The sequence below is a fragment of the Micromonospora sp. NPDC048930 genome, assembly GCF_043197935.1.
Taxonomy (GTDB): domain Bacteria; phylum Actinomycetota; class Actinomycetes; order Mycobacteriales; family Micromonosporaceae; genus Micromonospora.
In genome coordinates, this window is record NZ_JBICUB010000008.1 from 25,195 (window position 1) to 48,393 (window position 23,199).

A 23,199-nucleotide genomic window follows, 5' to 3' on the forward strand; every position below is an offset into this window, starting at 1 on the left:
GCCGACCTCGGCGGGTGCCGGGCGGCCGGCGGCCGGGCGGTCGGGCGGGGACCGTGGTCAGCGGAGCGAGAGGGCGGCCAGGGCGGCGTTGACGATGCTGCCGGGCAGCAGGTCGTGCAGCTCGTACAGCTCCTGGACGCTGCCGGACTGGCCGAACTCGTCCACCCCGAGCGGCACGGCCGGGGCGCCGAGCGCCGAACCCAGCCAGGCCATCGCGTGCGAGGCGGCGTCGTGCACGGTCACCACCGGCACCCGGTCGGCGAAGGCCGACCGCAGCGCCCCGGGCACGCTCGGCACGGTCGCGGTCCGCACCCCCTGGCGCAGGGTCCGCTGCCAGGCCCGGTAGAGCCGGTCCAGGCTCGTCACGTCGACCACGTGCGCCGCGACGCCCTCCTCGGCCAGCTCCGCGGCGGCCGCCAGCACCTCGGGCAGCACCGCGCCGGAGGCGGCGAGCTGCACGACCGGGGCGTCCGCGAGATGGGGGTACGCCTCGTGCGCGTCGACCAGCCGGTACGCGCCCGCGACCACCTGCCGGCGCAGCACCGCGTCGCCGATCCGGGCCCGGGCCGCCTCGAACGGCGCCTGGTCGATCGGGCGGGTGCTGAGCCGGAAGTAGTACGCGCCGTCCTCGGCCGGCGCGGCGGTCACGGCCGGCGCCGCTCCCCCGGCGATCTGGCCGAGCGCGTCGCAGAGCAGCCAGTCGAGGCTGCCGGCGTACGCGGGCTCGAGGAAGGTGACGCCGGGCAGCTCCAGCCCGACGGAGGCGGTGATGGTGGACTGGTGCGCGCCGCCCTCGGGGGCGAGGGTGATGCCGGACGGGGTGCCGGCCACCACGAACCGGGAGCCGGAGTAGGTGCCGTAGAGGAAGGCGTCGAGGCCGCGCAGCACGAACGGGTCGTAGACCGTGCCGACCGGCAGCAGCGGCTGGCCGGAGAGGTCCCACGACAGGCCGAGCTGGCCGAGCAGCAGGAACAGGTTCATCTCGGAGATGCCCAGCTCGATGTGCTGCCCGGCCGGGCTCTCCGTCCAGCGCAGCATCCGGTCCTCCGACCAGGAGCGCTGCGCGGTGGGGGCGAAGACGCCGGTCTTGTTGATGAACCCGGCCAGGTTGGTGGAGGTGGCCACGTCCGGCGCGGTGGTGACCAGGTAGGGCGCCACCTGCGGATCGCGGGCCAGGTCGACCAGCACCCGGCCGAAGACCTCCTGGGTGGAGACCGGCTTGTTCGCGCGTACCTTGGTGGTCTCCGGGACGGTGACCCCCAGCGCCCGCTCGCGCGGCGCGCGGGAGAGCGCCTCCCGGCGTTCGCCGGCCCGGATGCCGGCCGGGGACGCCGGGTCGAGCCGGTCCCACTCGGTCTCCCGGGTGAGGCCGTACGCCTCCCGCAGCGCGTCGACCTGCTCGGTGGTGAGCAGCGCCGAGTGGTTGCGCGGGTTGCCGGCGATGGGCAGCCCCCAGCCCTTGACCGTGTACGCGAAGACCACGCTGGGCCGGTCGGTGACCGCGTCGCACTGGGCGTACGCGTCGAGCATCGCCGCCAGGTCGTGCCCGCCCAGGTCGGTGACGAGCGGGCCCAGCTCGTGGTCGGGGATGTCGGCGATGAACTCGGCGATGCCGGCCGGCGCGCCGTCCAGGAACTGCTTGCGCAGGTCCGGCCCGGTCAGCCCGAACAGCGACTGGTACTGCTCGTTCGGCATCAGGTCGATCCAGTCGCGCAGCGCCTCCCCGCCCGGCCGGGCGTACGCCGCGGCGAGCTTGCGGCCGTACTTGACCTCGACGACGTGCCAGCCGGCGGCCTCGAACTGGCCGCGCCACTGGTTGATCCGGATGCCGGGGACCACCCGGTCGAGCGACTGGCGGTTGAAGTCGACCAGCCACATCACGTTGCCCAGGCCGGTGGTGGCCGGGTCGGCGACGGCCTCCCAGATGTTCCCCTCGTCCAGCTCGGCGTCGCCGATCAGGGCGATGAACCGGGAGTGCGGGCGCGGGCCGAAGTGGGCGTCGACGTAGCGGCGGGTGACCGCGGCGAACAGCGGCGCGGCGGCACCGAGGCCGACGGAGCCGGTGGAGAAGTCCACCCCGTCCGGGTCCTTGGTGCGCGACGGGTACGACTGGAGCCCGCCGCGCGCCCGCAGCTTCGGCAGGTACGACCGGTCGAGGTTGCCGAGCAGGTACTGGATGGCGTGGAAGACCGGCGAGGCGTGCGGCTTGACCGCGACCCGGTCCTCGGCGTCCAGGTGGGCGAACCAGAGCGCGGTCATCGCGGTGACCAGCGAGGCGCTGGACGCCTGGTGGCCGCCGACCTTCACCCCGTCGCCGGTGTTCCGGTCGTGGTTGGCCGCGTCCACGATCCGGGTGGCGAGCCAGAGCACCCGGCGCTGGATCTCGTCGAGGACGTCGAGGTCGTGCTGGTTCACGGTGACTCCATCCGGGCATCGCCGTTGACGCCCTGCCGGGGGGTGCGGGGTGGCCGCCCGCGGGAAGAGGTCGGAGGCCGCCGCCGGGTCACGACGGCGGCCTTCCGGACGGTGGGGACTCAGCCCTGGACGCCGAGGCGCTCCAGGATCAGCTCGCGGACGGTCTTGGCGTCCGCCTGGCCGCGGGTGGTCTTCATGACCGCGCCGACCAGCGCGCCGGCCGCCGCGACCTTGCCGCTGCGGACCTTGTCGGCGACGTCCGGGTTGGCGGCGATCGCCTCGTCCACGGCGGCGGTGAGCGCGCCGGTGTCGGAGACGACCTCCAGGCCCCGGTTGGTCATGATCTCGGCCGGGGAGCCCTCGCCACCGATCACGCCCTCCAGCACGATCCGGGCGAGCTTGTCGTTGAGCTTGCCGGCGTCGACCAGGCCCTGCAGCTCGGCGACCTGCGCCGGGGTGGCCCCGACGTCGGCCAGCTCCACGCCGGTCTCGTTGGCCCGGCGGGACAGCTCGCCCAGCCACCACTTGCGGGCGGCGGCCGGGGTGGCCCCGGCGGCCACGGTGGCCTCGATCAGCTCGACCGCGCCGGCGTTGACCACCGACTGCATGTCCAGGTCGGACAGGCCCCACTCCTGCTGGATCCGCTTGCGGCGCAGCCGCGGCAGCTCCGGCAGGGCGGCCTTCAGCTCGGCCACCCAGGCCGGGTCCGGGGCGAGCGGGACCAGGTCCGGCTCCGGGAAGTACCGGTAGTCGGTGGCGGTCTCCTTGGACCGGCCCGAGGTGGTGTCGCCGGTGTCCTCGTGGAAGTGCCGGGTCTCCTGGGTGATGGTGCCGCCGGCGTCGAGCACCGACGCCTGGCGCAGCATCTCCGAGCGGACCGCCCGCTCGACCGAGCGCAGCGAGTTGACGTTCTTGGTCTCGGTACGCGTGCCCCACTCCTCGCCCGGCTTGTTCAGCGAGGTGTTGACGTCGCAGCGCAGCGAGCCCTCCTCCATCCGCACGTCGGAGACGCCCAGCGAGCGGATGACGTCGCGCAGCTCGGTGACGTACGCCCGGGCCACCTCCGGCGCGAGCGCGCCGGTGCCGGGGATCGGCTTGGTGACGATCTCCACGAGGGGGATGCCGGCCCGGTTGTAGTCGACCAGCGACTCGGTGGCGCCGTGGATCCGGCCGGTGGCGCCGCCGACGTGCAGCGTCTTGCCGGTGTCCTCCTCCAGGTGCACCCGCTCGATGCCGATCCGCACCAGCTCGCCGTTGACCTCGACGTCCAGGTAGCCGTCGACGCAGAGCGGCTCGTCGTACTGGCTGATCTGGAAGTTCTTCGGCATGTCCGGGTAGAAGTAGTTCTTCCGGGCGAACCGGCACCACTCGGCGATGGAGCAGTTCAGCGCCAGGCCGATCCGGATCGTCGCCTCGATGGCGGCCTTGTTGGCCACCGGGAGCGAACCGGGCAGGCCCAGGCAGACCGGGCAGACCCGGGTGTTCGGCTCGCCACCGAAGTCGGTCGGGCAGCCGCAGAACATCTTGGTGTTCGTGCCCAGCTCGACGTGGGTCTCCAGGCCGATCACCGGTTCGTAGCGCGCGACGACCTCGTCGTACGCGGGCAGTGTCGTCGTCATCTGAGCTCCAGGCGCGATCCGGACGGAACCGGTCCAGCCTAATGGGGCTGGGTGCGGTCACCTCGCCCGGGTTTCCATCCACGCCGGTACGCGCCCCGACCCGCCCGGGGATCCGTCCCCGGGCGGGCCCGGAGGTCAGCGTTCCTCGACGACGCCGAGGTACATCACCTGCGGGTCGGCCGGGTTGAAGGCGACGCCGCCGATCCCGTCGTGGGGGTTGTGCTGCGAGGTCAGCCGGCCGGTCGACGCGTCGTACCGGTAGAGGTCGGTTCCGTAACCGCCGAACCACGTGCCGAAGGCGAAGTAGAGCACGTCCGGGTCGACCGGGCTCGGCCAGAGCGGGGTGCCGTTGATCAGCGTCGGCCCGGCGCCGTCGAGCACCGAGGCGAAGCTGCGGCCCCCGTCGGTCGAGCGCCAGATGTGCCGGGCGGAGTTGTCGTTCTGGCTGAGGTCGTACCCCTCCAGCCAGACCGTCCGCGGGTCCACCGGGGAGAAGGCCACGGAGAAGCCGTTCGCGTGCGGGGTGGCGCCGACCCCCGCGGACCGGGTCCAGCTGAGGCCGCCGTCGAACGTCACGTAGCTGCCGTTGCCCATGGTGCCCACGATCACGTGGTCCCGGTCGGTGGGATCGACGGCGGCCTTGTAGACGAACTCGTCCTGGCCGGCCGGCGACCCGACGGCGGTCCAGGTGGCGCCGCCGTCGCCGGAGTCGTAGACCTGCCCGGCCTTGCTGACCGCCCGCAACGCCCGCGGGTCGGTCCGGTCCACCGCCAGGGTGGCCACGCCGTCGCCCGCCACCGGGCCGGCGACCTCGCTGACCTGGTCGCCCCGCACCCGGTAGACCGGCTGGTCGTTGATGCCGTACGCGTAGGCGGTGCCGTCCGCTCCGGCGGTCAGGTCGTACGCCGCCAGGTCCAGCCCGGTGCTGCCGATCCGCTGCCAGCCGCAGCCGGCGTCGGTGGACCGCTGGATCGACGTCTTCGAGATGGCCACCAGGGTGTTCGGCGTGCTCAGCGCGATGAGCCGGGAGTACGTCACCGGGGTGACCGGGGTCGTGGTCGGCGCCAGGAAGGCGCCGTCGTTGCGGGTGAAGGTCACCGCACCGTCGCCCTGCACCACGCCGCACTGCGGGCGGTGCCAGCCGTCGGCGGCGGCGGGGGCTGCGGCGGCGAGGTCGACGGCGCCGGCGACCGTGACGGCCAGCGCGAGTACGCCGCTCAATCGGGAGAGGATCATGACGCATGTCTAGACGTGGACGTGCGCCGATCGCCACAGTTTCGGGTGTCCGAGCCCGGCCATGGCCTGGGTCGGACAGCCGCGGGGAGGGGGCGCGGGTGTTCGAGTCGTTGGGTCTGACCCCGGTGGAGGAGTCGGTCTACCTGGCCCTGCTGCGCCGGCGACAGTCGACCGTGCCGGAACTCGCCCAGCAGGTCGGCGAGAGCCTGCGGGTGGTACGCGCGGCGACCGACCGGCTGGAGGAGCTCGGCTTCGTCAGCCGCCTCGTCGGCTCCGGCACCCGGCTGCTGGCGACCCGCCCCGACGTCGCGGTGAACGCCCTGGTGGTACGCCGCACCGAGGAGTTCGCGGCGGCGCGCCGGGCCGCCGAGCGGATCGCCGAGGAGTTCCCGCAGGAGCTGCTGACCAGCCCGGACGAGCTGCTCGAGATCGTCACCGGCCGGGCCGCGGTGGAGGCCCAGTTCGTCCAGCTCACTCACGGGGTCACGAAGGAGCTGCTGGTGCTCGACCGCCCGCCGTACGCACAGGAGGTGGCGTCCGCGAACGTGCCGGAGAACGAACTGCTCGGCCGGGCGGCCAGCGTACGGGGGATCTACGCCCCGGAGGCGTTCGCGCTGCCGGGCGCCTTCGAGCAGGCCATGGCGGCCGTGGCGGCCGGGGAACAGGCCCGGGTGCACACGGACGTGCCGCTGAAGCTGGCGATCGGCGACCGCTCGGTGGCGCTGCTGCCGCTGGCCAGCGAGCGGGCGGTGGACGCGGCGCTGGTGATCCGCGCGCCGATGGTGGTGTCCGCGCTGGTGAAGCTCTTCGAGATGCTGTGGGCGCAGGCCACGCCGCTGCCGGCCTGGGACCCGGAGCAGCCCGCCACCACGGACGAGGAGCTGGACCTGCGGCTGCTGGGGCTGCTCGCCACCGGCCTCAAGGACGAGGCCATCGCCCGGGAACTCGGGGTGAGCGTCCGCACCCTGGGCCGCCGCTCGTCCGCCCTGCTGGCCGCGCTCGGCGCACGTACCCGCTTCCAGGCCGGCCTGCAGGCCGGACGCCGCGGCCTGGCCTGAGCCGCGACGGAGGCCGCCGCGGCGAGGGGTGAGCGTCAGCCGCGGCACGGCTCGGGCCTGCCGGCCGCGGATACGCCACCGGCGCCGGCGGAGACCGCCGGCGCCGGTGAACCGGGTCGCGTGCCCGCGCTACAGCGCCGGCGGGGTGAACGTGCCGACCGTGGACTCCAGCGCGGCGGCGACCCGGTACATCCGGTCGTCGGTCATGGTCGGGGCCATGATCTGGAGACCGACCGGAAGCCCCTCGGAGAGGCCGCACGGGACCGAGATGGCCGGTCCGCCGTACAGGTTGGTCGGGATGGTGAACAGGTCGGCCAGGTACATCTGGTACGGGTCGGAGGTGCGCGCCCCGATCGGGAAGGCCACGAACGGCGTGGTCGGCGAGATCAGCGCGTCCACCTGCTCGAAGGCCGAGGTGAAGTCCCGGGTGATCAGGGTGCGGACCTTCTGCGCCTGGCCGTAGTAGGCGTCGTAGTAGCCCGAGGAGAGCGCGTACGTGCCGATCATGATGCGCCGCTTCACCTCGGGGCCGAAGCCGGCCTCGCGGGTCAGCGACATGACCTCCTCCAGCGACCGGTTGCCGTCGTCGCCGACCCGCAGGCCGAACCGGACGCCGTCGAACCGGGCCAGGTTGGAGGAGCACTCGCTCGGCGCGATCAGGTAGTACGCCGGCAGCGCGTACTTGAAGTGCGGGCAGGACACCTCGACGATCTCGGCGCCCAGCTTGGCCAGCGCCTCGACCGACTCGCGGAAGGCGGCCATCACGCCCGGCTCGGCGCCCTCGCCGGTGAACTCGGCGACCACCCCGAGCTTCACCCCGGTCAGGTCGCCGGTCGCGCCGAGCTTCGCCGCGCCGACCACGTCCGGCACCGGGGCCGGGATGGAGGTGGAGTCGCGCGGGTCGTGGCCGCCGATCACCTGGTGCAGCAGCGCGGCGTCCAGCACCGTACGCGCGCACGGGCCGGGGGTGTCCAGCGACGAGGAGAACGCCACCAGGCCGTACCGGGAGGTGCCGCCGTAGGTGGGCTTCGCGCCGACGGTGCCGGTGACCGCACCGGGCTGGCGGATCGAGCCGCCGGTGTCCGAGCCGATCGACAGCGGGGCCTCGTACGCGGCCAGCGCCGCGGCGCTGCCGCCGCCGGAGCCGCCCGGGATCCGGCTCAGGTCCCACGGGTTGTGCGTGGGGCCGTACGCCGAGTACTCGGTGGAGGAGCCCATGGCGAACTCGTCCATGTTGGTCTTGCCGAGCATCACCGTGCCGGCGGCGCGCAGCCGCTCGACGATCGTCGAGTCGTACGGCGGGCGCCAGCCCTCCAGGATCTTCGACCCGACGGTGGTCGGCACACCCTTGGTGGTGAGCACGTCCTTCACGGCGACCGGCACGCCCGCCAGGGGGCCCAGCTCGTCGCCGGCCGCCCGGCGCTCGTCCACGGTGCGGGCGGCGGCCAGCGCGCCCTCGGAGTCGACGTGCAGGAATGCGTTGACCTGGTCGTCCACGGCGGCGATCCGATCCAGGTGCGCCTGGGTGACCTCGACGGCCGAGGTCTCGCCGCTCGCCACGAGCCCCGCGATCTCGCTCGCGGTCAGTCTGGTCAGGTCGCTCATGAAGCCACATCCTCGTCCAGGATCCGCGGGACGCGGAACCGCTGCTCCTCGGCGTCGGGCGCACCCGACAGCGCCTCCTGCGGGGTCAGGCACGGCGTCACCACGTCCTCCCGGAGGACGTTGGTCAGCGGCACCGAGTGGGACGTCGGCGGGATGTCCGCCGCGGCGACCTCACCGACCTGGGCGACCGACTGGAGGATCACGTCCAGCTGACCGGCGAAGGTGTCCAACTCCTCCTCGGTGACGGCGAGCCGCGACAGTCGCGCGAGGTGCGCGACCTCCTCGCGGGAGATGGCGGCCATCGGGTGCCCCCTTCGTGGCTGTCCTGCTGCGTCTGCGGTGTGCCGGCCGCGCGCTCGACGGCGCCGATGACGCGCGGTGACCGGAGCGAGTCTATTGTCCCGCCGTCGCCCCGACGCCTCCGACTCCCCCGGCACCTCCTCGGTCGGGACGCTCGCTCAGCGGCACCGGCGGCGCGGCCGGCCGACCGCGGCGGTCACCGAGGGCGGACCGGGCGGTACCGGGACAGCCAGGTGGCCAGCTCCTCGGCGGGCATCGGCCGGGCGTGGAACCAGCCCTGGGCCACGTCGCAGCCGGCGGCGTGCAGCAGCCGCCAGGTGCGCTCGTCCTCGACCCCCTCGGCCACCACGCGCAGCCCGAGCGCCCCGGCCAGCTCGATCATCGACCGGACGATCGCCGCGTCGTCCGGATCCTCGGCCATCCCGAGGACGAACGACCGGTCCACCTTCACCTCGGACAGCGGCAGCCGGCGCAGGTGCTGCAACGACGAGTACCCGGTGCCGAAGTCGTCCAGCGCGATGCCGACGCCGATGCGGTGCAGCTGGGAGATGGTGGCCAGCACCCGCCTCGGGTCGGCCATCAGGGCGCCCTCGGTGATCTCCACCTGGAGCCGGTCCGGCCGGACGCCGTACCGGGTGAGCCGGTCGGCGATCTGGTCGGCGATCTCCCCGGTGTGCAGGTCCCGGACGCTGACGTTGAGCGCGGCGCGCAGGTTGATGCCGGCCGCCGACCACTTCGCCACCTGCTCCACCACGTCGTCCACCACCCGCCGGGTGAGCAGCCGCATCACCGCGCTCTGCTCGGCGACCTGGATCAGCTCCCCCGGGTCGACCATGCCCCGGCGGGGGTGCCGCCAGCGCAGCAGCGCCTCCACCCCGACGACCTCGCCGGTCGCGATGGCGATCTGCGGCTGGTAGTACATGGTGATCTCGCCCGGGTCCCCGGCCGGGTCGTCCGCCCCGGCCGTCGGCCGGGCCCCACCGCGCGGCTCCGACGGGCTGCCGCCCGGGCTGATCCTGGTCGACGCCTCGGGGTCGACCGCAGCGGTGGGCGCCTCACGTACAGCCGGTTCCGTCGCCGCGGCCCGGGCCGCCGGCACCTCGGGCGCGAGCGCCCGGGCGGTCCGGTGCCGGACCGGGTCCGCGCCGGTGACGATCTGGTTGATCAGCTCGTCGTCGGAGCGGACCTCGACCCGCTCGCGCCGCCGGCGCAGCCAGCGCCGTCCCGAGCCGGGCCGCACCGCGCCGCCGGCCCGGCCGCGTGGCGCCCCGTCGCCGCGCCCGGCGGGGGCCGGGGCGGCCAGCCCGGGGGCGAGGGCGGCGCCGTCACCGCCGCGTACGCCGGCGGCGGGCGCGTCCGCCGGGCCCGACTCCAGCACGCGGCGCAGGTCGGCCAGGAGGCTGAGCCGCTCGGCGGAGTTGTGGTCGGACTCGGCCGCGTAGACGGCGACCGTGTCGTTGCGGTGCTTGGCGTCGTACATGGCCACGTCGGCGTGGCGCATCAGGGTCGCGAAGTCCTCGCCGTGCTCGGGGAAGACCGCGATGCCGATCGAGCCGCCGACGTCCAGCGGCAGCCCGTCCAGCGGGACCGGCTCGGCGAGCGCCGCGACCACCCGGTCGGCCAGCTCGCGGGCCTCGTCCATCCCGGTGAGCCGGGGTACGACGACGGCGAACTCGTCGCCGCCGAGGCGGGCCAGCAGGTCCCGCTCGCCGACCACGTCGGCCAGCCGGGCGCTCACCTCGACCAGCAGCCGATCCCCCACCGCGTGCCCGAGGGCGTCGTTGACGTGCTTGAACCGGTCCAGGTCGAGCAGCAGCAGGGCCAGGTGGGCGTCCGGCTCGCCCCGGGCGGCCCGCTCGGCGTGCAGGTGCACCTGCTCGGCCACCTCGGTCAGCAGCGCCTTTCGGTTGGGCAGGCCGGTGAGCGGGTCGAGGGCGGCCAACTGCTCCCGCTCGGCGGAGAGCCGGGCCATCCGGTAGACGGCGAAGAGCGGCACCAGCACCAGCGGGATCAGCGCGGCGCTGGCCCGGGCGGCGGCCACCAGCACCGGGGCGAGCAGCAGCAGCGAGCCGGTGGAGAGCAGCTCGTACGCCAGGCCGAGCCGGACGCTGGGCCACCAGCGGCCCCCGAAGCGCAGCCGGATCGCGGCGCTGACCAGCGCGTAGTTGGCCGCGAACCAGGCCGCGGCGGCGGCGAACACCACCGCGACGTCCGACCAGTGCAGCCGCCCGCTGTGGAAGAGGTCGCCGGGCCCGAGCCGGGTCACCCCGTACGCGGCGGCGAGCGCGCAGGCGTACTGGGCGGCGTTGAAGGCGGTACGCCAGAGGGCGTGCCGCATCCGCCAGCCGGACACCGCCACCGCCACCGCCTGCACCGCGACGGCCGGGCCGAGCCCCCAGCCGAGCAGGATCGCGAAGGTGAAGCAGGTCGACGGGAAGACCGCCGAGGTCTCCCGCCGGCCGGGCGGCACGAAGGGCCGGGCGTCGCAGGCGACGGCGAGCGCGGCCATGGTCCAGAAGGCCGCCGGCATGTCGGGCAGCCGGTCGGGCAGCCCGGCCACCGGCCCGGCCGAGACCAGCACGGCCAGCGCCCCGACCGCCACGACGAAACCGAAGAACGGCATCGCCCGCCCGGGCGGGACGGAGTTTCGCGGGTCGGCGGTCTCCATCGCACCTCCGGGGACGGCCGTGGCGTGCGCCGTTCACACGCCGTACGCCAATGAAACGCCCTCGGTGTCGATTTCCCCGACACGACAGTCACGAATCGGTCGTAGTCGTAATTAAGTTGGTATACGCGACCAGCTGCCGTCGAGATGCACCGTGCCCTCGGCTCAGCCCTCGACGCGGGCGACCTCCCGGGCCGCGTCCGGGCCGGACTCCAGCAGCACCCGGAAGCCCTCCTCGTCGAGGACGGGCAGCTTGAGGCTGGCCGCCTTGTCGGCCTTCGAGCCGGGATTGTCCCCGACGACCACGAAGCCGGTCTTCTTGGAGACCGAGCCGGTGACCTTGCCGCCCCGGCTCTGGATCGCCTCGGACGCCTGGTCGCGGCTGAACCCGGCGAGGGTGCCGGTGACGACCACGGTCACCCCTTCCAGGGGCCGCGGCCCCTCCTCGCCAGCCTCCTCGGCCATCCGTACGCCGGCCCGCCGCCACTTCTCCACCACCTCGCGGTGCCAGTCGACGGCGAACCACTCCTTGATGCTGTCGGCGATGGTCGGGCCGACGCCGTCCACCGAGGACAGCTCCTCCGCGCCGGCCGCCTCGATCGCGTCGATCGAGCGGAAGTGCCGGGCGAGGGCCTGCGCCGCGGTCGGGCCGACGTGCCGGATGGAGAGCGCGACGAGCACCCGCCACAGGTCCCGTTCCCTGGCCACGGCCAGGTTGTCCAGCAGCTTGGTGGCGTTGCTGCCGAGGGTGCCGTCCTTGTTGACGAAGAACGGCGAGCGGCTGAGCTGCTCGGCGTCGAGCTGGAACAGGTCGCCCTCGTTGGTGATGATCTGCCCGTCCAGCAGCGCGGCGGCGCTCTTCTCGCCGAGCGCCTCGATGTCGAGCACCTTGCGGCTGGCCAGGTAGAAGACCCGCTCGCGGATCTGACCCGGGCAGGTACGCGCGTTGGGGCAGCGGATGTCGACGTCGCCCTCCTTCGCCGGCGCGAGCGGGGTGCCGCAGGCCGGGCAGGTGGTGGGCATGACGAAGGGGCGGGCGTCGGCCGGACGCAGGTCGACCACCGGGCCGAGCACCTCGGGGATGACGTCGCCGGCCTTGCGCAGCACCACCGTGTCGCCGATCAGCACGCCCTTGCGCTCGACCTCCTGGGCGTTGTGCAGGGTGGCCTGAGCGACCGTGGAGCCGGCCACCCGGACCGGTTCGAGGACGGCGAACGGGGTGATCCGGCCGGTGCGCCCGACGCCGACCTCGATGTCGAGCAGCTTGGTGGTCACCTCCTCCGGCGGGTACTTGAAGGCGATCGCCCAGCGCGGCGCGCGGCTGGTGGAGCCGAGCCGGCCCTGGATGGAGACCGGGTCGACCTTGACCACCACGCCGTCGATCTCGTGCTCGACGTCGTGCCGGTGCTTGCCGTAGTAGGCGATGAACTCCGCCACCCCGGCCAGGTCGGGCACCACCCGCCAGCGGTCGCTGGTGGGCAGCCCCCACGCCTTCAGCGCCGCGTACGACTCGGACTGCGCCGCCGGCTGGAAGCCCCGGCGGGCGCCGATGCCGTGCACCACCAAGCGCAGCGGCCGGGAGGCGGTGACCCGCGGATCCTTCTGGCGGAGGCTGCCGGCGGCGGCGTTGCGCGGGTTGGCGAACGGGGCCTTGCCCTGCTCGACCAGGCCGGCGTTGAGGTCGGCGAAGGCGGCGACCGGGAAGTAGATCTCGCCACGCACCTCGAGGAACTCCGGCACGTCCGGGAAGTCGTCGGACGGGGTGAGCCGGGACGGCACGTCCTTGATGCTGCGCACGTTGGCGGTGACGTCCTCACCGGTGCGCCCGTCGCCCCGGGTGGCGGCCCGGACCAGCCGGCCCTTCTCGTAGGTCAGGTTGATGGCCAGGCCGTCGACCTTCAGCTCGCAGAGGTAGGGCACCGGGCCGCCGGCGTCCCGCTCGACCCGCTCGGCCCAGGCGGCCAGCTCCTCGTCGGCGAAGGCGTTGTCGAGCGAGAGCATCCGCTCGGCGTGGGTGACCGGGGTGAAGTCGGTGGAGAACGTGCCGCCGACCCGCTGGGTCGGCGAGTCGGGGGTACGCAGCGCCGGGTACTCCGCCTCGAGCGCCTCCAGCTCGCGCAGCTGCTTGTCGAACTCGGCGTCCGAGATGATCGGCGCGTCGAGCACGTAGTAGCGGTACTGGTGGTCGGTGAGCTCCTGGCTGAGCGTGGCGTGCCGCTCCCGGGCCGCCGGGGTCGGCTCGGCGCCCGCCGCCGCCTCCTGGGCGGGGCTGACCGCCTGGGGAACCGCTTCTTCAGACACGCCGCCGCCTTCGGACACCGCTGTCGACCTCCCGTGCTCGTGCTACCCCCGAACCGTAGCGGGCGGGGCTGACAATCGTCCCGTCAGTCGTGCGGGGCGGCCAGGCGGGTGAGCTGGTCGGCGTACTCGATGCGGGTGGACCAGTCGGCCGGCCAGGCGGCCATGCCGTGGGCGGCGCCGACGAAGGCGCCGGCGAGGGCCGCGATGGAGTCGGAGTCGCCGGCCGTGGTGGCGCCCCGGGCCAGCGCGCCGACCGGGTCGTCCGGGTGCCGCAGCGCGCACAGCAGCGCGGTCGCCAGGGCCTCCTCGGCGATCCAGCCCTCTCCGGTGAGCCGGCACGGGTCACCGCCGTCGTCCGGGCGGGCCAGCGCGGCGTCGAGTCGACCGAGCACCCGCAGGCACTCGTCCCAGCCCCGGGCGATGAACTCCTCCGGCGTCCGGTCGCCGGGGCGCTGCCACAGGTCGCCCAGCCAGTCGCCCCGGTAGACGGTGCGCTGCTCATGGGCCCGGGCGGTGAGCAGGCCGGGCAGGTCGGCCAGGGCCGCGCCGTCGCGCAGCAGCCGGACCGCGTACGCGGTCAGCTCGCTGGCCGCCAGGCCGGTCGGGTGCCCGTGGGTCAGGCCGGCCTGGAGCTGGGCCAGCCCGGCGAGGGTGTCGAGATCGACGTCGAGCAGCCCGACCGGGGTGACCCGCATGTTGGCCCCGCACCCCTTCGAGCCGACCACCGTGGCCTCCTGCCAGCGGGTGCCCCGGTCCAGCTCGGCGCAGGCCCGTAGGCAGGTCATCCCCGGCGCGCGGTTGTTGTCCGGGCTGACCGCCCAGGCGAGGAACCGCTCCCGCAGCAGCGGCTCCACCACCTCCGGCGTGTAGCCGGACGCCTCGTGCAGCGCCCAGGCCACGGCCAGCGCCATCTGGGTGTCGTCGGTGACCAGCGCGGGGTCACCGGTCAGCTCCCGGGGGCCGGCCGGACCGTACCGCCGGACGATCTCGGCGACGGTGAGGAACTCGGTGGGCTTGCCCAGGGCGTCACCGTAGGCGAGCCCGAAGAGGGAACCGGAGGCGCGGCGCGGCGAGGAGTCGGTCACGGTGGTGATCATGCCGGGCCGGCGCAAGCCGCACCGGTGGCGTCAGTCCCAGCAGAGGCAGAACGGGTGGCCGGCCGGGTCGGCGTAGACCCGGAAGCCCTCCCCCTCGCCGGGCAGCCGCCGGGCGCCCAGGGCCAGCGCCGCCTTCTCCGCCTCCTCGATGTCGTCCACCGTCACGTCCAGGTGGAACTGTTGCGGCCGCGCCGGGTCGGGCCAGTCAGGGGCGCGCAGGTCGAGCGCCTTCTGGAAGGCGATCCGGGGCTGGTGCCCGGGCGGGCCACCCAGCACCACCCAGTCGTCACCGTCGGAGTTGTCCTCGATCAGCGGGAGGCCGAGCAGCTCCGCGTAGAAGCCGGCCAGCGCGCGCGGGTCGGGGCAGTCGATCACCGTGGAACGCAGCTGTCCAATCATGGCGGTCATCCTGCCCCGCCGGTGCGACAGGAAACCTCACTCCTCGTACAGCCGCCGCCCGGCGTCCCGGCACGCGGTCAGGACCGCCCGGGCGTACGCCGGGGTGGCCCCGGCCAGGCCACACGCGGGGGTGACCACGACTTGCTCGGCGAGCTGGCGGCGGGGGAAGCCGAGCTGATCCCAGAGCTGGCGTACCCGGTCGGCGACCTGGGCCGAGGTCGGGGCGCGACCGGCCGGCGGCGGCAGCGCGGGCGCGGCGCCGGCCAGCAGCCCGAGCCCGGCGTCGATCGCCTCGCCGAGCGGGTCCAGGTCGGTGACCAGGCCGAGGTCGAGGGCGACGCCGACGGCTCCGGCGCCGCGGATCAGCTCCAGCGGCACGTCGGGCGCGCAGCAGTGCACCACGGTCGGCACCCCGGCCGCCTCGATCACGCCGCCCAGCAGTGCCCCGGCGACGCCGGACTCGACCGCCCGGTGGGTGCCGAAGCCGCTCTCGGTGGGCACCCGCCCGGCCAGCACCGCCGGCAGGGCGGGCTCGTCGAGCTGGAGCAGCACCGACGCGCGGGGCAGCCGGCGGGCGACCGCCGCGACGTGCCCGCGCAGCCCCTCGGCGAGCGAGCCGGCGAGGTCCCGGACGGCACCCGGGTCGCGGAGCAGCCGGCCGCCGATCGGCAGTTCCAGCGACGCGGCCAGGGTGAACGGGCCGGCCGCCTGCACCTTGACCGGGCCGGCGTACTCCTCGGCCTGCTCGGCGAGCTGGTCCAGATCGCGTTCCATCAGGTCCCGGGCGCGGCGCAGGTCCTTGCCGGGGCGCGGCGCGATCCGCCAGCGGGCCGCGTACAGCTCGACCGGGAGTTCGACGAGGAGGCCACCGGTGCGGCCGATCAGGTCGGCGCCGGGGCCCCGGGCGGGCAGCTCCGCCAGGTGCGGCAGGGCGGGCAGCTCACCGAGCACGATGCGCTGCGCCTCGGCGATGTCGGTGCCGGGCAGCGAACCGATGCCGGTCGCCGCCCCGGCGGGCCAGGGCCACCTCTGATCATTCACCGCCGAAGATTATCCGCTGCCCGCGCCGCTGCTGCCGCGGACGCGGAGTCCGGCAGTGACCGGTGGGCCCGCACCGGCGGGCTGGCGGCGGGTCCGCGGCCCGACGGCCCGGCTGGAGACAAGTCTTCGCGGACGCTTTGGAGCTGATATCACCAACGACTCACCGAGGCGCTTGGCCGCCCTCGGCAACGGTCGGCCGCCCCACCGCGAGGGGCCAGTTGAGTCGTTGACGGCATCAGCTCCACAGGAGGTGAGAGACGCACGGCCCACCGGAGGCGGGCCACCGGCCGACCGGCCGGGAGAGGCCAGCTGAGCCGACGACAGCAGCTCCCCGGGAAGGCGACAGGCAGACCGGACGGGGAGCGGGGAAGGGCGACGGCGAGAACGCGGGCGGAAAGCCGAGGCTCAGCCGGTGATGGTGGCGGAGCCGAGGACGACGTCGCCGGCCGGGTCCGGCCGGTACGCCACGATCGCCTGGCCGGCGGCCACGCCCCGGACCGGGCGGCGCAGCGAGGCGTGCAGCCCGTCGTCGTCCAGCGCCACCGTGGCGGCCACCACGTCGCCGTGGGCGCGCAGCTGCACCTCGCACTCGATCGGCGCGCCGGGCCGCTCGCCGCCGGTCCAGACCGGGCGGGTGGCCCGGACCTGGGCGACCTCCAGCGCCTCGGCCGGGCCGACGGTCACCGTGTTGCTCTTCGGGGTGATGGAGAGCACGTAGCGGGGACGGCCGTCCGGGGCGGGCCGGTCCAGGTGCAGGCCCCGCCGCTGGCCGACGGTGTACTGGTAGGCGCCGGTGTGGCTGCCGACCACCGCGCCGGTGAGCGCGTCGACCACCTCGCCGGGGGCCTCGCCGAGCCGCTGGGCGAGGAAGCCGCGGGTGTCGCCGTCGGCGATGAAGCAGATGTCGTGCGAGTCGGGCTTCTCGGCCACGCCCAGGCCGCGCCGGGCGGCCTCCGCGCGCACCTCGGCCTTGGTGGAGTCACCGAGCGGGAAGATCGACCGGTCGAGCTGCTCGCGGGTCAGCACCGCGAGGACGTACGACTGGTCCTTGGCCAGGTCGACGCTGCGGCGCAGCAGACCGTCGGCGCCCAGCCGGGCGTGGTGGCCGGTCACCACCGCGTCGAAGCCGAGGGCCACCGCGCGGTCCAGCACCGCGGCGAACTTGATCTTCTCGTTGCAGCGCAGGCACGGGTTCGGGGTACGACCGGCCGCGTACTCGGCGACGAAGTCGTCCACCACGTCCTCGTGGAACCGGTCGGCCATGTCCCAGACGTAGAACGGGATGCCGATCACGTCGGCGGCCCGGCGGGCGTCCCGGGAGTCCTCCAGGGTGCAGCAGCCCCGAGCGCCGGTGCGGTAGGTCTGCGGGTTGCGGGCCAGCGCCAGGTGCACGCCGGTCACCTCGTGCCCGGCCTCGACCGCGCGCGCCGCCGCCACGGCGGAGTCCACCCCGCCCGACATCGCCGCCAGAACCCTCACCGACTCACTCCCCTCGTCCTCACCGAGCGTATCCGGGTCAGCGGGGTGCGCGGAGGGCGGCCGCGCGCCGGGCCCGCTCCACGGCGGCCGGCAGCGCGGCGATGAGCGCGTCGACCTCCGCTCTGGTGCTGGTGTGGCCGAGGGTGAACCGCAGCGAGGAGCGGGCCCGGTCGTCGTCGGCGCCCATGGCCAGCAGCACGTGCGACGGCTGGGCGACTCCGGCGGAACAGGCCGAGCCGGTCGAGCAGGCGATGCCCTGCGCGTCCAGCAGGAGCAGCAGCGCGTCCCCCTCGCAGCCGGGGAAGGAGAAGTGCGCGTTGCCGGGGAGCCGGTCGACCGGGTCGCCGTTGAAGATCACCTCGGGGACCGCCTGCCGGACCCGCTCGACCAGCTCGTCGCGGAGCGCGGCGATCCGGGCCGCGTACTCCTGCTGGCCCTTCACCGCGGCCTCGACGGCCACGGCGAAGGCCACGATGCCGGCGGTGTCCAGGGTGCCGGAGCGGACGTCGCGCTCCTGGCCGCCGCCGTGCAGCAGCGGGGTGGCGGCGACGTCCCGGGCCAGCAGCAGCGCGCCGACCCCGGTCGGGCCGCCGAGCTTGTGGCCGGTGACGGTGAGCGCGGAGGCGCCGCTGGCGGCGAAGTCGACCGGCACCTGGCCGACCGCCTGGATCGCGTCGGTGTGGAACGGCACCCCGTGCTCGGCGGCGACCGCCGCCAGCTCGGCCACCGGCTGGACCGTGCCCACCTCGTTGTTCGCCCACATGGCGGTGACCAGGGCCACCCGGTCGCCGTGTGCGGCCAGTTCGGCGCGGAGCCGCTCCGGGTCGAGCCGGCCGGCGTCGTCCACCGGCAGCCAGCCGACCTCGGCGCCCTCGTGCGCGGCCAGCCAGTCCACCGCGTCCAGCACCGCGTGGTGCTCGACGGCGCTGGACACCACCCGGATCCGCTCGGCGCGGGCGGCGCGGCGGGCCCAGAAGACGCCCTTCACCGCGAGGTTGTCGCTCTCGGTGCCGCCCCCGGTGAAGATGACCTCGGAGGGACGGGCGCCGAGCGCGGCGGCCACCCGCTCGCGCGACTCCTCCACCCGCCGTCGGGCACGCCGGCCCGCCGCGTGCAGCGATGACGCGTTGCCCACCTCGCGGGCCGTGGCGACGTACGCCTCGAGTGCCTCGTCGAGCATCGGGGTCGTCGCCGCGTGATCCAGGTATGCCATCACCGTTCAGCCTACTGGCCGGCAACCGGCCGGCCGTCCGCCGGACCGCCGCTGCCCGATCGATCCCGAGGAGTACGTGGGTTTCCCCGCCCGGTACGCTCAGCACGGGCTCACGCCCCTCGAACGGGCTGATCGGCGGGCCGGCTCAGCTCCCCGGCCCGCCGATCAGCTCCCTTCCCACCGCAGGGAGGGGCCGCAACGACGAGAGCCGCCGTCCGGATCACCGGACGGCGGCTCTGTCGTCTGTCAGCCGGGACGGCTCACTTCCGCTTGCGGATCTCCTCGGCGGCCTGCGGGACGACCTTGAACAGGTCGCCGACCACGCCGAAGTCGGCCAGCTCGAAGATCGGCGCCTCGGCGTCCTTGTTCACCGCGACGATGGTCTTCGAGGTCTGCATGCCGGCGCGGTGCTGGATCGCGCCGGAGATGCCGAGCGCGACGTACAGCTGCGGGGAGACCGTCTTGCCGGTCTGGCCGACCTGGAACTGGTGCGGGTAGAAGCCGGAGTCGACCGCCGCGCGGGACGCGCCGACCGCGCCGCCGAGCAGGTCGGCCAGCTCCTCGACCAGCTTGAAGTTGTCGGCGTTGCCGACGCCGCGACCACCGGAGACGACGACCGACGCCTCGGTGAGCTCGGGGCGGGAGCCCTTCTGCTCGGCGACCCGCTCGACGACCTTGGCCAGCTTGTCCGCGTCGGCGACCGACACGGTGAGCTGCTCGACGGCCGGGGTGGCCGCGGCCGGGGTCGGGGTGAGCGAGTTGGGCCGGACGGTGACCAGCGGCAGGCCCTTGGTGACCTTGGACTTGACGATGGTGGAGCCGGCGAAGGCGACCTGGGTGGCGGTGCCGTCGGCGGCGAGGGCGACCACGTCGGTCAGGATGCCGTTGTCCAGCTTGACGGCCAACCGGGCGGCGATCTCCTTGCCCTCCTGGGACGAGGCGAGCAGCACCGCGGCGGGCTGCACCCGCTGGACCAGTTCGGCCAGCACGGTGGCCTTCGGGGCCACCAGGTAGCCGTCGATCTCCTCGCCCTCGGCGGCGTAGATCTTCTCCGCGCCGTACTCGCCCAGCTTGGCGCTCAGCGCCTCGGCGGCGCCGGCGCCGCCGAGCACGACCGCGCTCGGGGTGCCCAGCTCGCGGGCGAGGGTGAGCATCTCGAGGGTGACCTTCTTGACGCCGAATTCCCGGGTGGCTTCGACGACGACGAGAACCTCAGACATGTCCAGACCTCTCACACGAACTTCTCGGTGGCGAGGAACTCGACCAGCTTGGTGCCGCCCTCGCCCTCGTCGGTGATCTTGGTGCCGCCGGAGCGCGGCGGGCGCTTGGTGTGCTCGAGCACGGCGCTGGTCGCGCCGTCGAAGCCCACCTCGGAGGGGGCGACGCCGAGGTCACCCAGGGAGAGCGTCTGCACCGGCTTCTTCTTGGCGGCCATGATGCCCTTGAAGGACGGGTAGCGCGGCTCGTTGATGGTGTCCCAGACGGAGACCACGGCCGGGGTCGAGGCGGTGACCACCTCGTAGCCCTCCTCGGTCTGCCGCTCGACGGTCAGGGTGGCGCCGTCGACGGTGAGCTTGCGCGCGCCGGTCAGCGCGGCCACGCCGAGCCGCTCGGCGATCATGTGCGGCATGACCTGGACCCGGCCGTCGGTGGACTCGGCGCCGCAGATGACCAGGTCCGCGTTGAGCTGACCGAGGGCGGCGGCGAGCACCTTCGAGGTGGCGACGGCGCAGGACCCGTGCAGCGCGTCGTCGACCACGTGCACGGCCTTGTCCGGACCCATGGAGAGCGCCTTGCGGATCGACTCGGTCGCCCGGTCCGGACCCATGGTCAGGATGGTGACCTCGCCGCCGTGCGCCTCCTTGATCTTCAACGCCTCTTCGATGGCGTACTCGTCCATCTCGTTGATGACGTTGTTCGCCGAACCGCGGTCGACGGTGTTGTCGTCAGAACGCAGGTTGCGGTCCGCGCCCGAATCGGGCACCTGCTTGACGAGTACGACGATGTTCATCGCGCTTCGACGACCCTCCTGTTTGGTGTAGCGATCACTCGCCCGGTCACGGGCGCAGCCTCCCGCGTGACTTAACGATCGGTCAACCGCGGGCCACTGTGCAGTTGCCCACGGGGCAATGTTACCCGCAAGTAGCATCACCTCTCCGGAGCCCCAGAGTGACACAGCTCACCGAGCTTCGCCGCGCCGGGTAAGCTCCAAAATAGGGAGGTGACGGATATGTCGGAAAAGCGTAGTGAAGCGCGCCGACGGGAGGTGGCAGAAGGCGCCGCCACCTCCCGCCGTCCCTGCCGTCGGATGATCCCGGACACCTACCGCTGCGCCTGCGGGCGGGTGCGCGACCGCTGCGTCCGGGCCAGCGTCCAGGCGCTCTGGTCGAGCGCACCGGTCAGGCGGGCTCGGCCAGCGCGGCCCTGATCCTGTCGATCACCGTCGACTCGGCCGGCGCCACACCCCGGCTGGCCTGCGCCACCCGGTCCGCCGCCGCGAGGACCACCGACCGGTACGCCTCGACGTCCCCCGGCGCCTTCGCGCGCAGGATCCGCACCGCCCGGCCCAGCGCCGGCAGCGCCGCCGCCTCGATCTCCAGCACGGAGTCCCGGGGCAACTCCGGCAGCGGGCCGGTGGTCAGCGCCTCCTTCACCACCCCGCCGGCGTCGGCGAACGCCGCCGAGGCGGCGAAGCTCTCCCGCACCATGGCCAGCACCCCCGGCTCGGCGTTGGACACCAGGAAGACCGCCCCGTAGGCGCCCGTCTTGAGGGTGAGCCGCTCGTCCGCCGTCAACGGTTCCATGATCACGGAGTGTAGACGTACGGGGTGGTCGTGGTGACCGCAACGAGCCCGAGCCGCTCCAGGATCGGCCGGCTGTCCGGCGAGCAGTCCACCTGCACCAGCGTCTTGCCGCGCTGCTCGGCCAGCCGCGCCCGGTACGCCACCAGCGCCCGGTAGATGCCCTTCTTCCGCCACTCCGGCAGGGTCGACCCGCCCCAGAGCGTGGCAAAGCTGGTGTTGCGCAGGTAGCGCACCCAGCCGGCGCTGACCACGTTGTCCCCCGCCTCAGCCACCACGATGGTGATCGACTGCGGGTCGGCCTCGATCTCCTTGGCCAGCCCCGTCACCAGGTGGCTGCGGTCCTCGTGCCAGACCGCCTCCTCCATCGCCCGGATCCGCTCCAGGTCCTCCCGGCTGGTGACCTCGCGCAGGCGTACCCCCTCGGGCAGGACCGGGACGGCGGCGGCCAGGGCCGCGACCGGACCGACCACGACGGTCTCCAGGTCCTCCGGCACGAACCCGGCGGCGCGCAGCCGGTCCCCCAGGTCGGCCGGCTCGTCGTGGCCGTTGAGCTTCCACTCGACCTCCTCGCCCCGGGCGCGGAAGATCTCCACCTGCCGGGCGATCAGCGCGTCCAGCTCCGCGCCGGCCAGTCCGTCGAGAGTCCGGTAGGTGAGGAAGCCACCGTGGTCCAGGCCGAGGATCCGGACCAGCGGCCCGTCGCGTTCCACGGTCACCCCGGCCGGCACCGGGTCCGGGATCTCCGGGCGGATCTGGTTGTCGTAGGCGTCGCGCAGACTGCGCGCGTCAAGATCGGTCATCCCTTCAGGCTAGGCACCGGACAAAGCGGATAATGGACGACGTGTGGGAGGCGATCAGGCGCTGGTTCGACCCGCGCGAGCTGCGGTCGGTGGGCACCACCCCGGACTACCGCTTCTCGCTGGCCAACGAGCGGACGTTCCTGGCCTGGCTGCGTACGGGTCTGGCGCTGATCGCCGGCGGGCTGGCCGCCGCGCAGTTCCTGCCCCGGCTGCCCCTGGCGCACCTGCGCGAGGTGATCGCCGTCGCGCTGCTGCTGCTCGGCGCCGCGGTCGCGGTCCGGGCGGTGGACCACTGGGCGCGCACGGAGCGGGCCATCCGGCTGGGCGAGGAACTGCCCGCGTCCCGCTTCCCGGCGGTCCTCGCCCTCGTGGTCGCGCTGGGCGCGCTGCTGCTGGTCGTCGCGGTCCTCGCCCGGGCGGTCGGATGACCCGCGACCCGGGGCTGCAGCCCGAACGGACCCGGCTGGCCTGGCGGCGCACGCTGCTGGCGCTCACCGGGGTCGCCGTGCTGGAGATCCGGCTGGGCCTCACCGGCGACGCGTTCGACGCGGTGCTGGCCGGTCTCGCGGTGGCCGTCTGGTTGGCCACCCTGCGGGTCGACTGGCGGCGGGCCACCGGCGCCGGACCCCGCCGCGGGCACCGCTGGTCGTTCCCGCTGACCGCGCTCGCCGCGGCCGCACTGGCGCTGCTCGGCGTGCTGCACGTGCTTCACGGGCTGCGGTGACCGGCAGTGATGGTCCATGATGTCCGGCATGGTTCGCCTGTACGGGCTCTTCTTCCTGGCCGAGGTCGTCCTCGCCGTCTGCGCGCTGATCAGCTGCCTCTCCGCGGAGGAGGGTGAGATCCGGGCGCTGCCCCGGGTCGCCTGGGTCCTGATCATCCTGTTCTTCCCGCTGGTCGGCTCGATCGCCTGGTTCGTCGCCGGCCGGGAGCCGACCGCCCGCCGCCCTCGCACGGCCTGGCCGATGGGGAACGGATTCTCCGAACAGGACCGTCGCCGGCCGGTCGCGCCGGACGACGACCCGGAGTTCCTGTCGTCGCTGGCCGAGCGGCGACGCCGGGACGACCAGGAGCTGCTCCGGCGTTGGGAGGAGGACCTGCGCCGGCGCGAGGATGAGCTGCGCCGCCGGGAGGACGACCGGGACCGACCGGAGGTCTGAGCGCCGC

20 protein-coding genes are annotated in these 23,199 nt (G+C 74.1%); 4 read left to right on the plus strand and 16 right to left on the minus strand.

What is annotated here, in order from left to right; all coding sequences use genetic code 11:
* Positions 1 to 57: 57 nt before the first annotated feature.
* The 3 genes from ACGFI9_RS21460 to ACGFI9_RS21470 all read right to left on the minus strand — a co-directional run bounded on the left by ACGFI9_RS21460 (position 58) and on the right by ACGFI9_RS21470 (position 5,270).
* Positions 58 to 2,415: a pyruvate dehydrogenase gene (locus tag ACGFI9_RS21460; RefSeq protein WP_393180200.1), complete on the minus strand. Its 2,358-nt coding sequence runs from the start codon at positions 2,413 to 2,415 to the stop codon at positions 58 to 60.
* Positions 2,416 to 2,534: 119 nt separating this feature from the next.
* The gene (gene gatB, locus ACGFI9_RS21465; protein ID WP_393180202.1) at positions 2,535 to 4,034 is read right to left on the minus strand and encodes an Asp-tRNA(Asn)/Glu-tRNA(Gln) amidotransferase subunit GatB; all 1,500 of its coding nucleotides are present in this window, start codon (positions 4,032 to 4,034) and stop codon (positions 2,535 to 2,537) included.
* A gap of 135 nt (positions 4,035 to 4,169) precedes the next feature.
* On the minus strand, positions 4,170 to 5,270 hold the full coding sequence (locus tag ACGFI9_RS21470) for a hypothetical protein (protein ID WP_393180203.1): 1,101 nt from the start codon (positions 5,268 to 5,270) through the stop codon (positions 4,170 to 4,172).
* A gap of 98 nt (positions 5,271 to 5,368) precedes the next feature.
* Between ACGFI9_RS21470 and ACGFI9_RS21475 the strand changes: the two genes are divergently transcribed.
* Entirely contained in the window at positions 5,369 to 6,328 is a 960-nt protein-coding gene (locus tag ACGFI9_RS21475; protein WP_393180206.1) for a helix-turn-helix domain-containing protein, read from the plus strand.
* 129 nt (positions 6,329 to 6,457) lie between these two features.
* Here ACGFI9_RS21475 and gatA read toward each other — a convergent pair whose 3' ends face one another.
* The 13 genes from gatA to ACGFI9_RS21540 form a co-directional block, all read right to left on the minus strand.
* A complete protein-coding gene (gene gatA, locus ACGFI9_RS21480) occupies positions 6,458 to 7,933 on the minus strand; it encodes an Asp-tRNA(Asn)/Glu-tRNA(Gln) amidotransferase subunit GatA (RefSeq protein ID WP_393180207.1) in 1,476 nt (491 codons plus the stop codon).
* A complete protein-coding gene (gene gatC / locus ACGFI9_RS21485; RefSeq protein ID WP_091268917.1) occupies positions 7,930 to 8,235 on the minus strand; it encodes an Asp-tRNA(Asn)/Glu-tRNA(Gln) amidotransferase subunit GatC in 306 nt (101 codons plus the stop codon). Before gatC ends, gatA begins: the two co-directional genes overlap by 4 nt.
* 194 nt (positions 8,236 to 8,429) lie before the next feature.
* Positions 8,430 to 10,901, minus strand: coding sequence for a putative bifunctional diguanylate cyclase/phosphodiesterase (locus tag ACGFI9_RS21490; RefSeq protein ID WP_393180209.1), 2,472 nt, complete (start codon positions 10,899 to 10,901; stop codon positions 8,430 to 8,432).
* A gap of 162 nt (positions 10,902 to 11,063) precedes the next feature.
* Complete coding sequence (ligA, locus tag ACGFI9_RS21495; RefSeq protein WP_393180212.1) at positions 11,064 to 13,199, minus strand: NAD-dependent DNA ligase LigA; 2,136 nt, start codon at positions 13,197 to 13,199, stop codon at positions 11,064 to 11,066.
* Between the two features lie 83 nt (positions 13,200 to 13,282).
* Positions 13,283 to 14,296 carry an ADP-ribosylglycohydrolase family protein gene (locus ACGFI9_RS21500; protein ID WP_393180214.1) on the minus strand — a complete coding sequence of 338 codons (1,014 nt, stop codon included), beginning with the start codon at positions 14,294 to 14,296 and terminating at the stop codon, positions 13,283 to 13,285.
* Positions 14,297 to 14,326: 30 nt separating this feature from the next.
* Complete coding sequence (locus ACGFI9_RS21505) at positions 14,327 to 14,695, minus strand: VOC family protein (RefSeq protein WP_393180216.1); 369 nt, start codon at positions 14,693 to 14,695, stop codon at positions 14,327 to 14,329.
* 36 nt (positions 14,696 to 14,731) lie between these two features.
* Complete coding sequence (locus tag ACGFI9_RS21510; protein WP_393180217.1) at positions 14,732 to 15,736, minus strand: methionine synthase; 1,005 nt, start codon at positions 15,734 to 15,736, stop codon at positions 14,732 to 14,734.
* Positions 15,737 to 16,141: 405 nt separating this feature from the next.
* Positions 16,142 to 17,215 carry a tRNA 2-thiouridine(34) synthase MnmA gene (gene mnmA / locus ACGFI9_RS21515; protein WP_393180220.1) on the minus strand — a complete coding sequence of 358 codons (1,074 nt, stop codon included), beginning with the start codon at positions 17,213 to 17,215 and terminating at the stop codon, positions 16,142 to 16,144.
* A 37-nt stretch (positions 17,216 to 17,252) separates the two neighbouring features.
* Positions 17,253 to 18,428, minus strand: coding sequence for a cysteine desulfurase family protein (locus ACGFI9_RS21520; protein ID WP_393180223.1), 1,176 nt, complete (start codon positions 18,426 to 18,428; stop codon positions 17,253 to 17,255).
* Between the two features lie 260 nt (positions 18,429 to 18,688).
* Entirely contained in the window at positions 18,689 to 19,648 is a 960-nt protein-coding gene (locus tag ACGFI9_RS21525; protein WP_393180226.1) for an electron transfer flavoprotein subunit alpha/FixB family protein, read from the minus strand.
* Between the two features lie 11 nt (positions 19,649 to 19,659).
* Positions 19,660 to 20,439: an electron transfer flavoprotein subunit beta/FixA family protein gene (locus tag ACGFI9_RS21530; protein WP_393180227.1), complete on the minus strand. Its 780-nt coding sequence runs from the start codon at positions 20,437 to 20,439 to the stop codon at positions 19,660 to 19,662.
* 388 nt (positions 20,440 to 20,827) lie between these two features.
* On the minus strand, positions 20,828 to 21,232 hold the full coding sequence (locus tag ACGFI9_RS21535) for a hypothetical protein (RefSeq protein ID WP_393180230.1): 405 nt from the start codon (positions 21,230 to 21,232) through the stop codon (positions 20,828 to 20,830).
* A 2-nt stretch (positions 21,233 to 21,234) separates the two neighbouring features.
* Entirely contained in the window at positions 21,235 to 22,032 is a 798-nt protein-coding gene (locus ACGFI9_RS21540; protein WP_393180232.1) for a GNAT family N-acetyltransferase, read from the minus strand.
* Between the two features lie 41 nt (positions 22,033 to 22,073).
* Here ACGFI9_RS21540 and ACGFI9_RS21545 point away from each other — a divergent pair, with 41 nt between their 5' ends.
* Genes ACGFI9_RS21545 through ACGFI9_RS21555 form a run of 3 tightly spaced genes read left to right on the plus strand, consistent with a single transcriptional unit; the run spans position 22,074 to position 23,192 of the window.
* Complete coding sequence (locus ACGFI9_RS21545; RefSeq protein WP_393180764.1) at positions 22,074 to 22,460, plus strand: DUF202 domain-containing protein; 387 nt, start codon at positions 22,074 to 22,076, stop codon at positions 22,458 to 22,460.
* Positions 22,457 to 22,756, plus strand: coding sequence for a DUF202 domain-containing protein (locus tag ACGFI9_RS21550; protein ID WP_393180233.1), 300 nt, complete (start codon positions 22,457 to 22,459; stop codon positions 22,754 to 22,756). Before ACGFI9_RS21545 ends, ACGFI9_RS21550 begins: the two co-directional genes overlap by 4 nt.
* A gap of 28 nt (positions 22,757 to 22,784) precedes the next feature.
* The gene (locus ACGFI9_RS21555; RefSeq protein WP_393180235.1) at positions 22,785 to 23,192 is read left to right on the plus strand and encodes a PLDc N-terminal domain-containing protein; all 408 of its coding nucleotides are present in this window, start codon (positions 22,785 to 22,787) and stop codon (positions 23,190 to 23,192) included.
* The last annotated feature ends 7 nt before the right edge of the window (positions 23,193 to 23,199 follow it).

Excerpts from the sequence above, each read along its gene's own strand:
- ACGFI9_RS21550 (WP_393180233.1), top strand. The coding sequence starts at position 22,457 with ATGACCCGCGACCCGGGGCTGCAGCCCGAACGGACCCGGCTGGCCTGG.
- ACGFI9_RS21535 (WP_393180230.1), bottom strand. The coding sequence starts at position 21,232 with ATGGAACCGTTGACGGCGGACGAGCGGCTCACCCTCAAGACGGGCGCC.
- ACGFI9_RS21555 (WP_393180235.1), top strand. The coding sequence starts at position 22,785 with ATGGTTCGCCTGTACGGGCTCTTCTTCCTGGCCGAGGTCGTCCTCGCC.
- ACGFI9_RS21490 (WP_393180209.1), bottom strand. The coding sequence starts at position 10,901 with ATGGAGACCGCCGACCCGCGAAACTCCGTCCCGCCCGGGCGGGCGATG.
- gatC (WP_091268917.1), bottom strand. The coding sequence starts at position 8,235 with ATGGCCGCCATCTCCCGCGAGGAGGTCGCGCACCTCGCGCGACTGTCG.
- ACGFI9_RS21540 (WP_393180232.1), bottom strand. The coding sequence starts at position 22,032 with ATGACCGATCTTGACGCGCGCAGTCTGCGCGACGCCTACGACAACCAG.
- ACGFI9_RS21530 (WP_393180227.1), bottom strand. The coding sequence starts at position 20,439 with ATGAACATCGTCGTACTCGTCAAGCAGGTGCCCGATTCGGGCGCGGAC.
- ACGFI9_RS21470 (WP_393180203.1), bottom strand. The coding sequence starts at position 5,270 with ATGATCCTCTCCCGATTGAGCGGCGTACTCGCGCTGGCCGTCACGGTC.
- ACGFI9_RS21500 (WP_393180214.1), bottom strand. The coding sequence starts at position 14,296 with ATGATCACCACCGTGACCGACTCCTCGCCGCGCCGCGCCTCCGGTTCC.
- ACGFI9_RS21525 (WP_393180226.1), bottom strand. The coding sequence starts at position 19,648 with ATGTCTGAGGTTCTCGTCGTCGTCGAAGCCACCCGGGAATTCGGCGTC.
- ACGFI9_RS21505 (WP_393180216.1), bottom strand. The coding sequence starts at position 14,695 with ATGATTGGACAGCTGCGTTCCACGGTGATCGACTGCCCCGACCCGCGC.
- gatA (WP_393180207.1), bottom strand. The coding sequence starts at position 7,933 with ATGAGCGACCTGACCAGACTGACCGCGAGCGAGATCGCGGGGCTCGTG.
- ACGFI9_RS21520 (WP_393180223.1), bottom strand. The coding sequence starts at position 18,428 with ATGGCATACCTGGATCACGCGGCGACGACCCCGATGCTCGACGAGGCA.
- gatB (WP_393180202.1), bottom strand. The coding sequence starts at position 4,034 with ATGACGACGACACTGCCCGCGTACGACGAGGTCGTCGCGCGCTACGAA.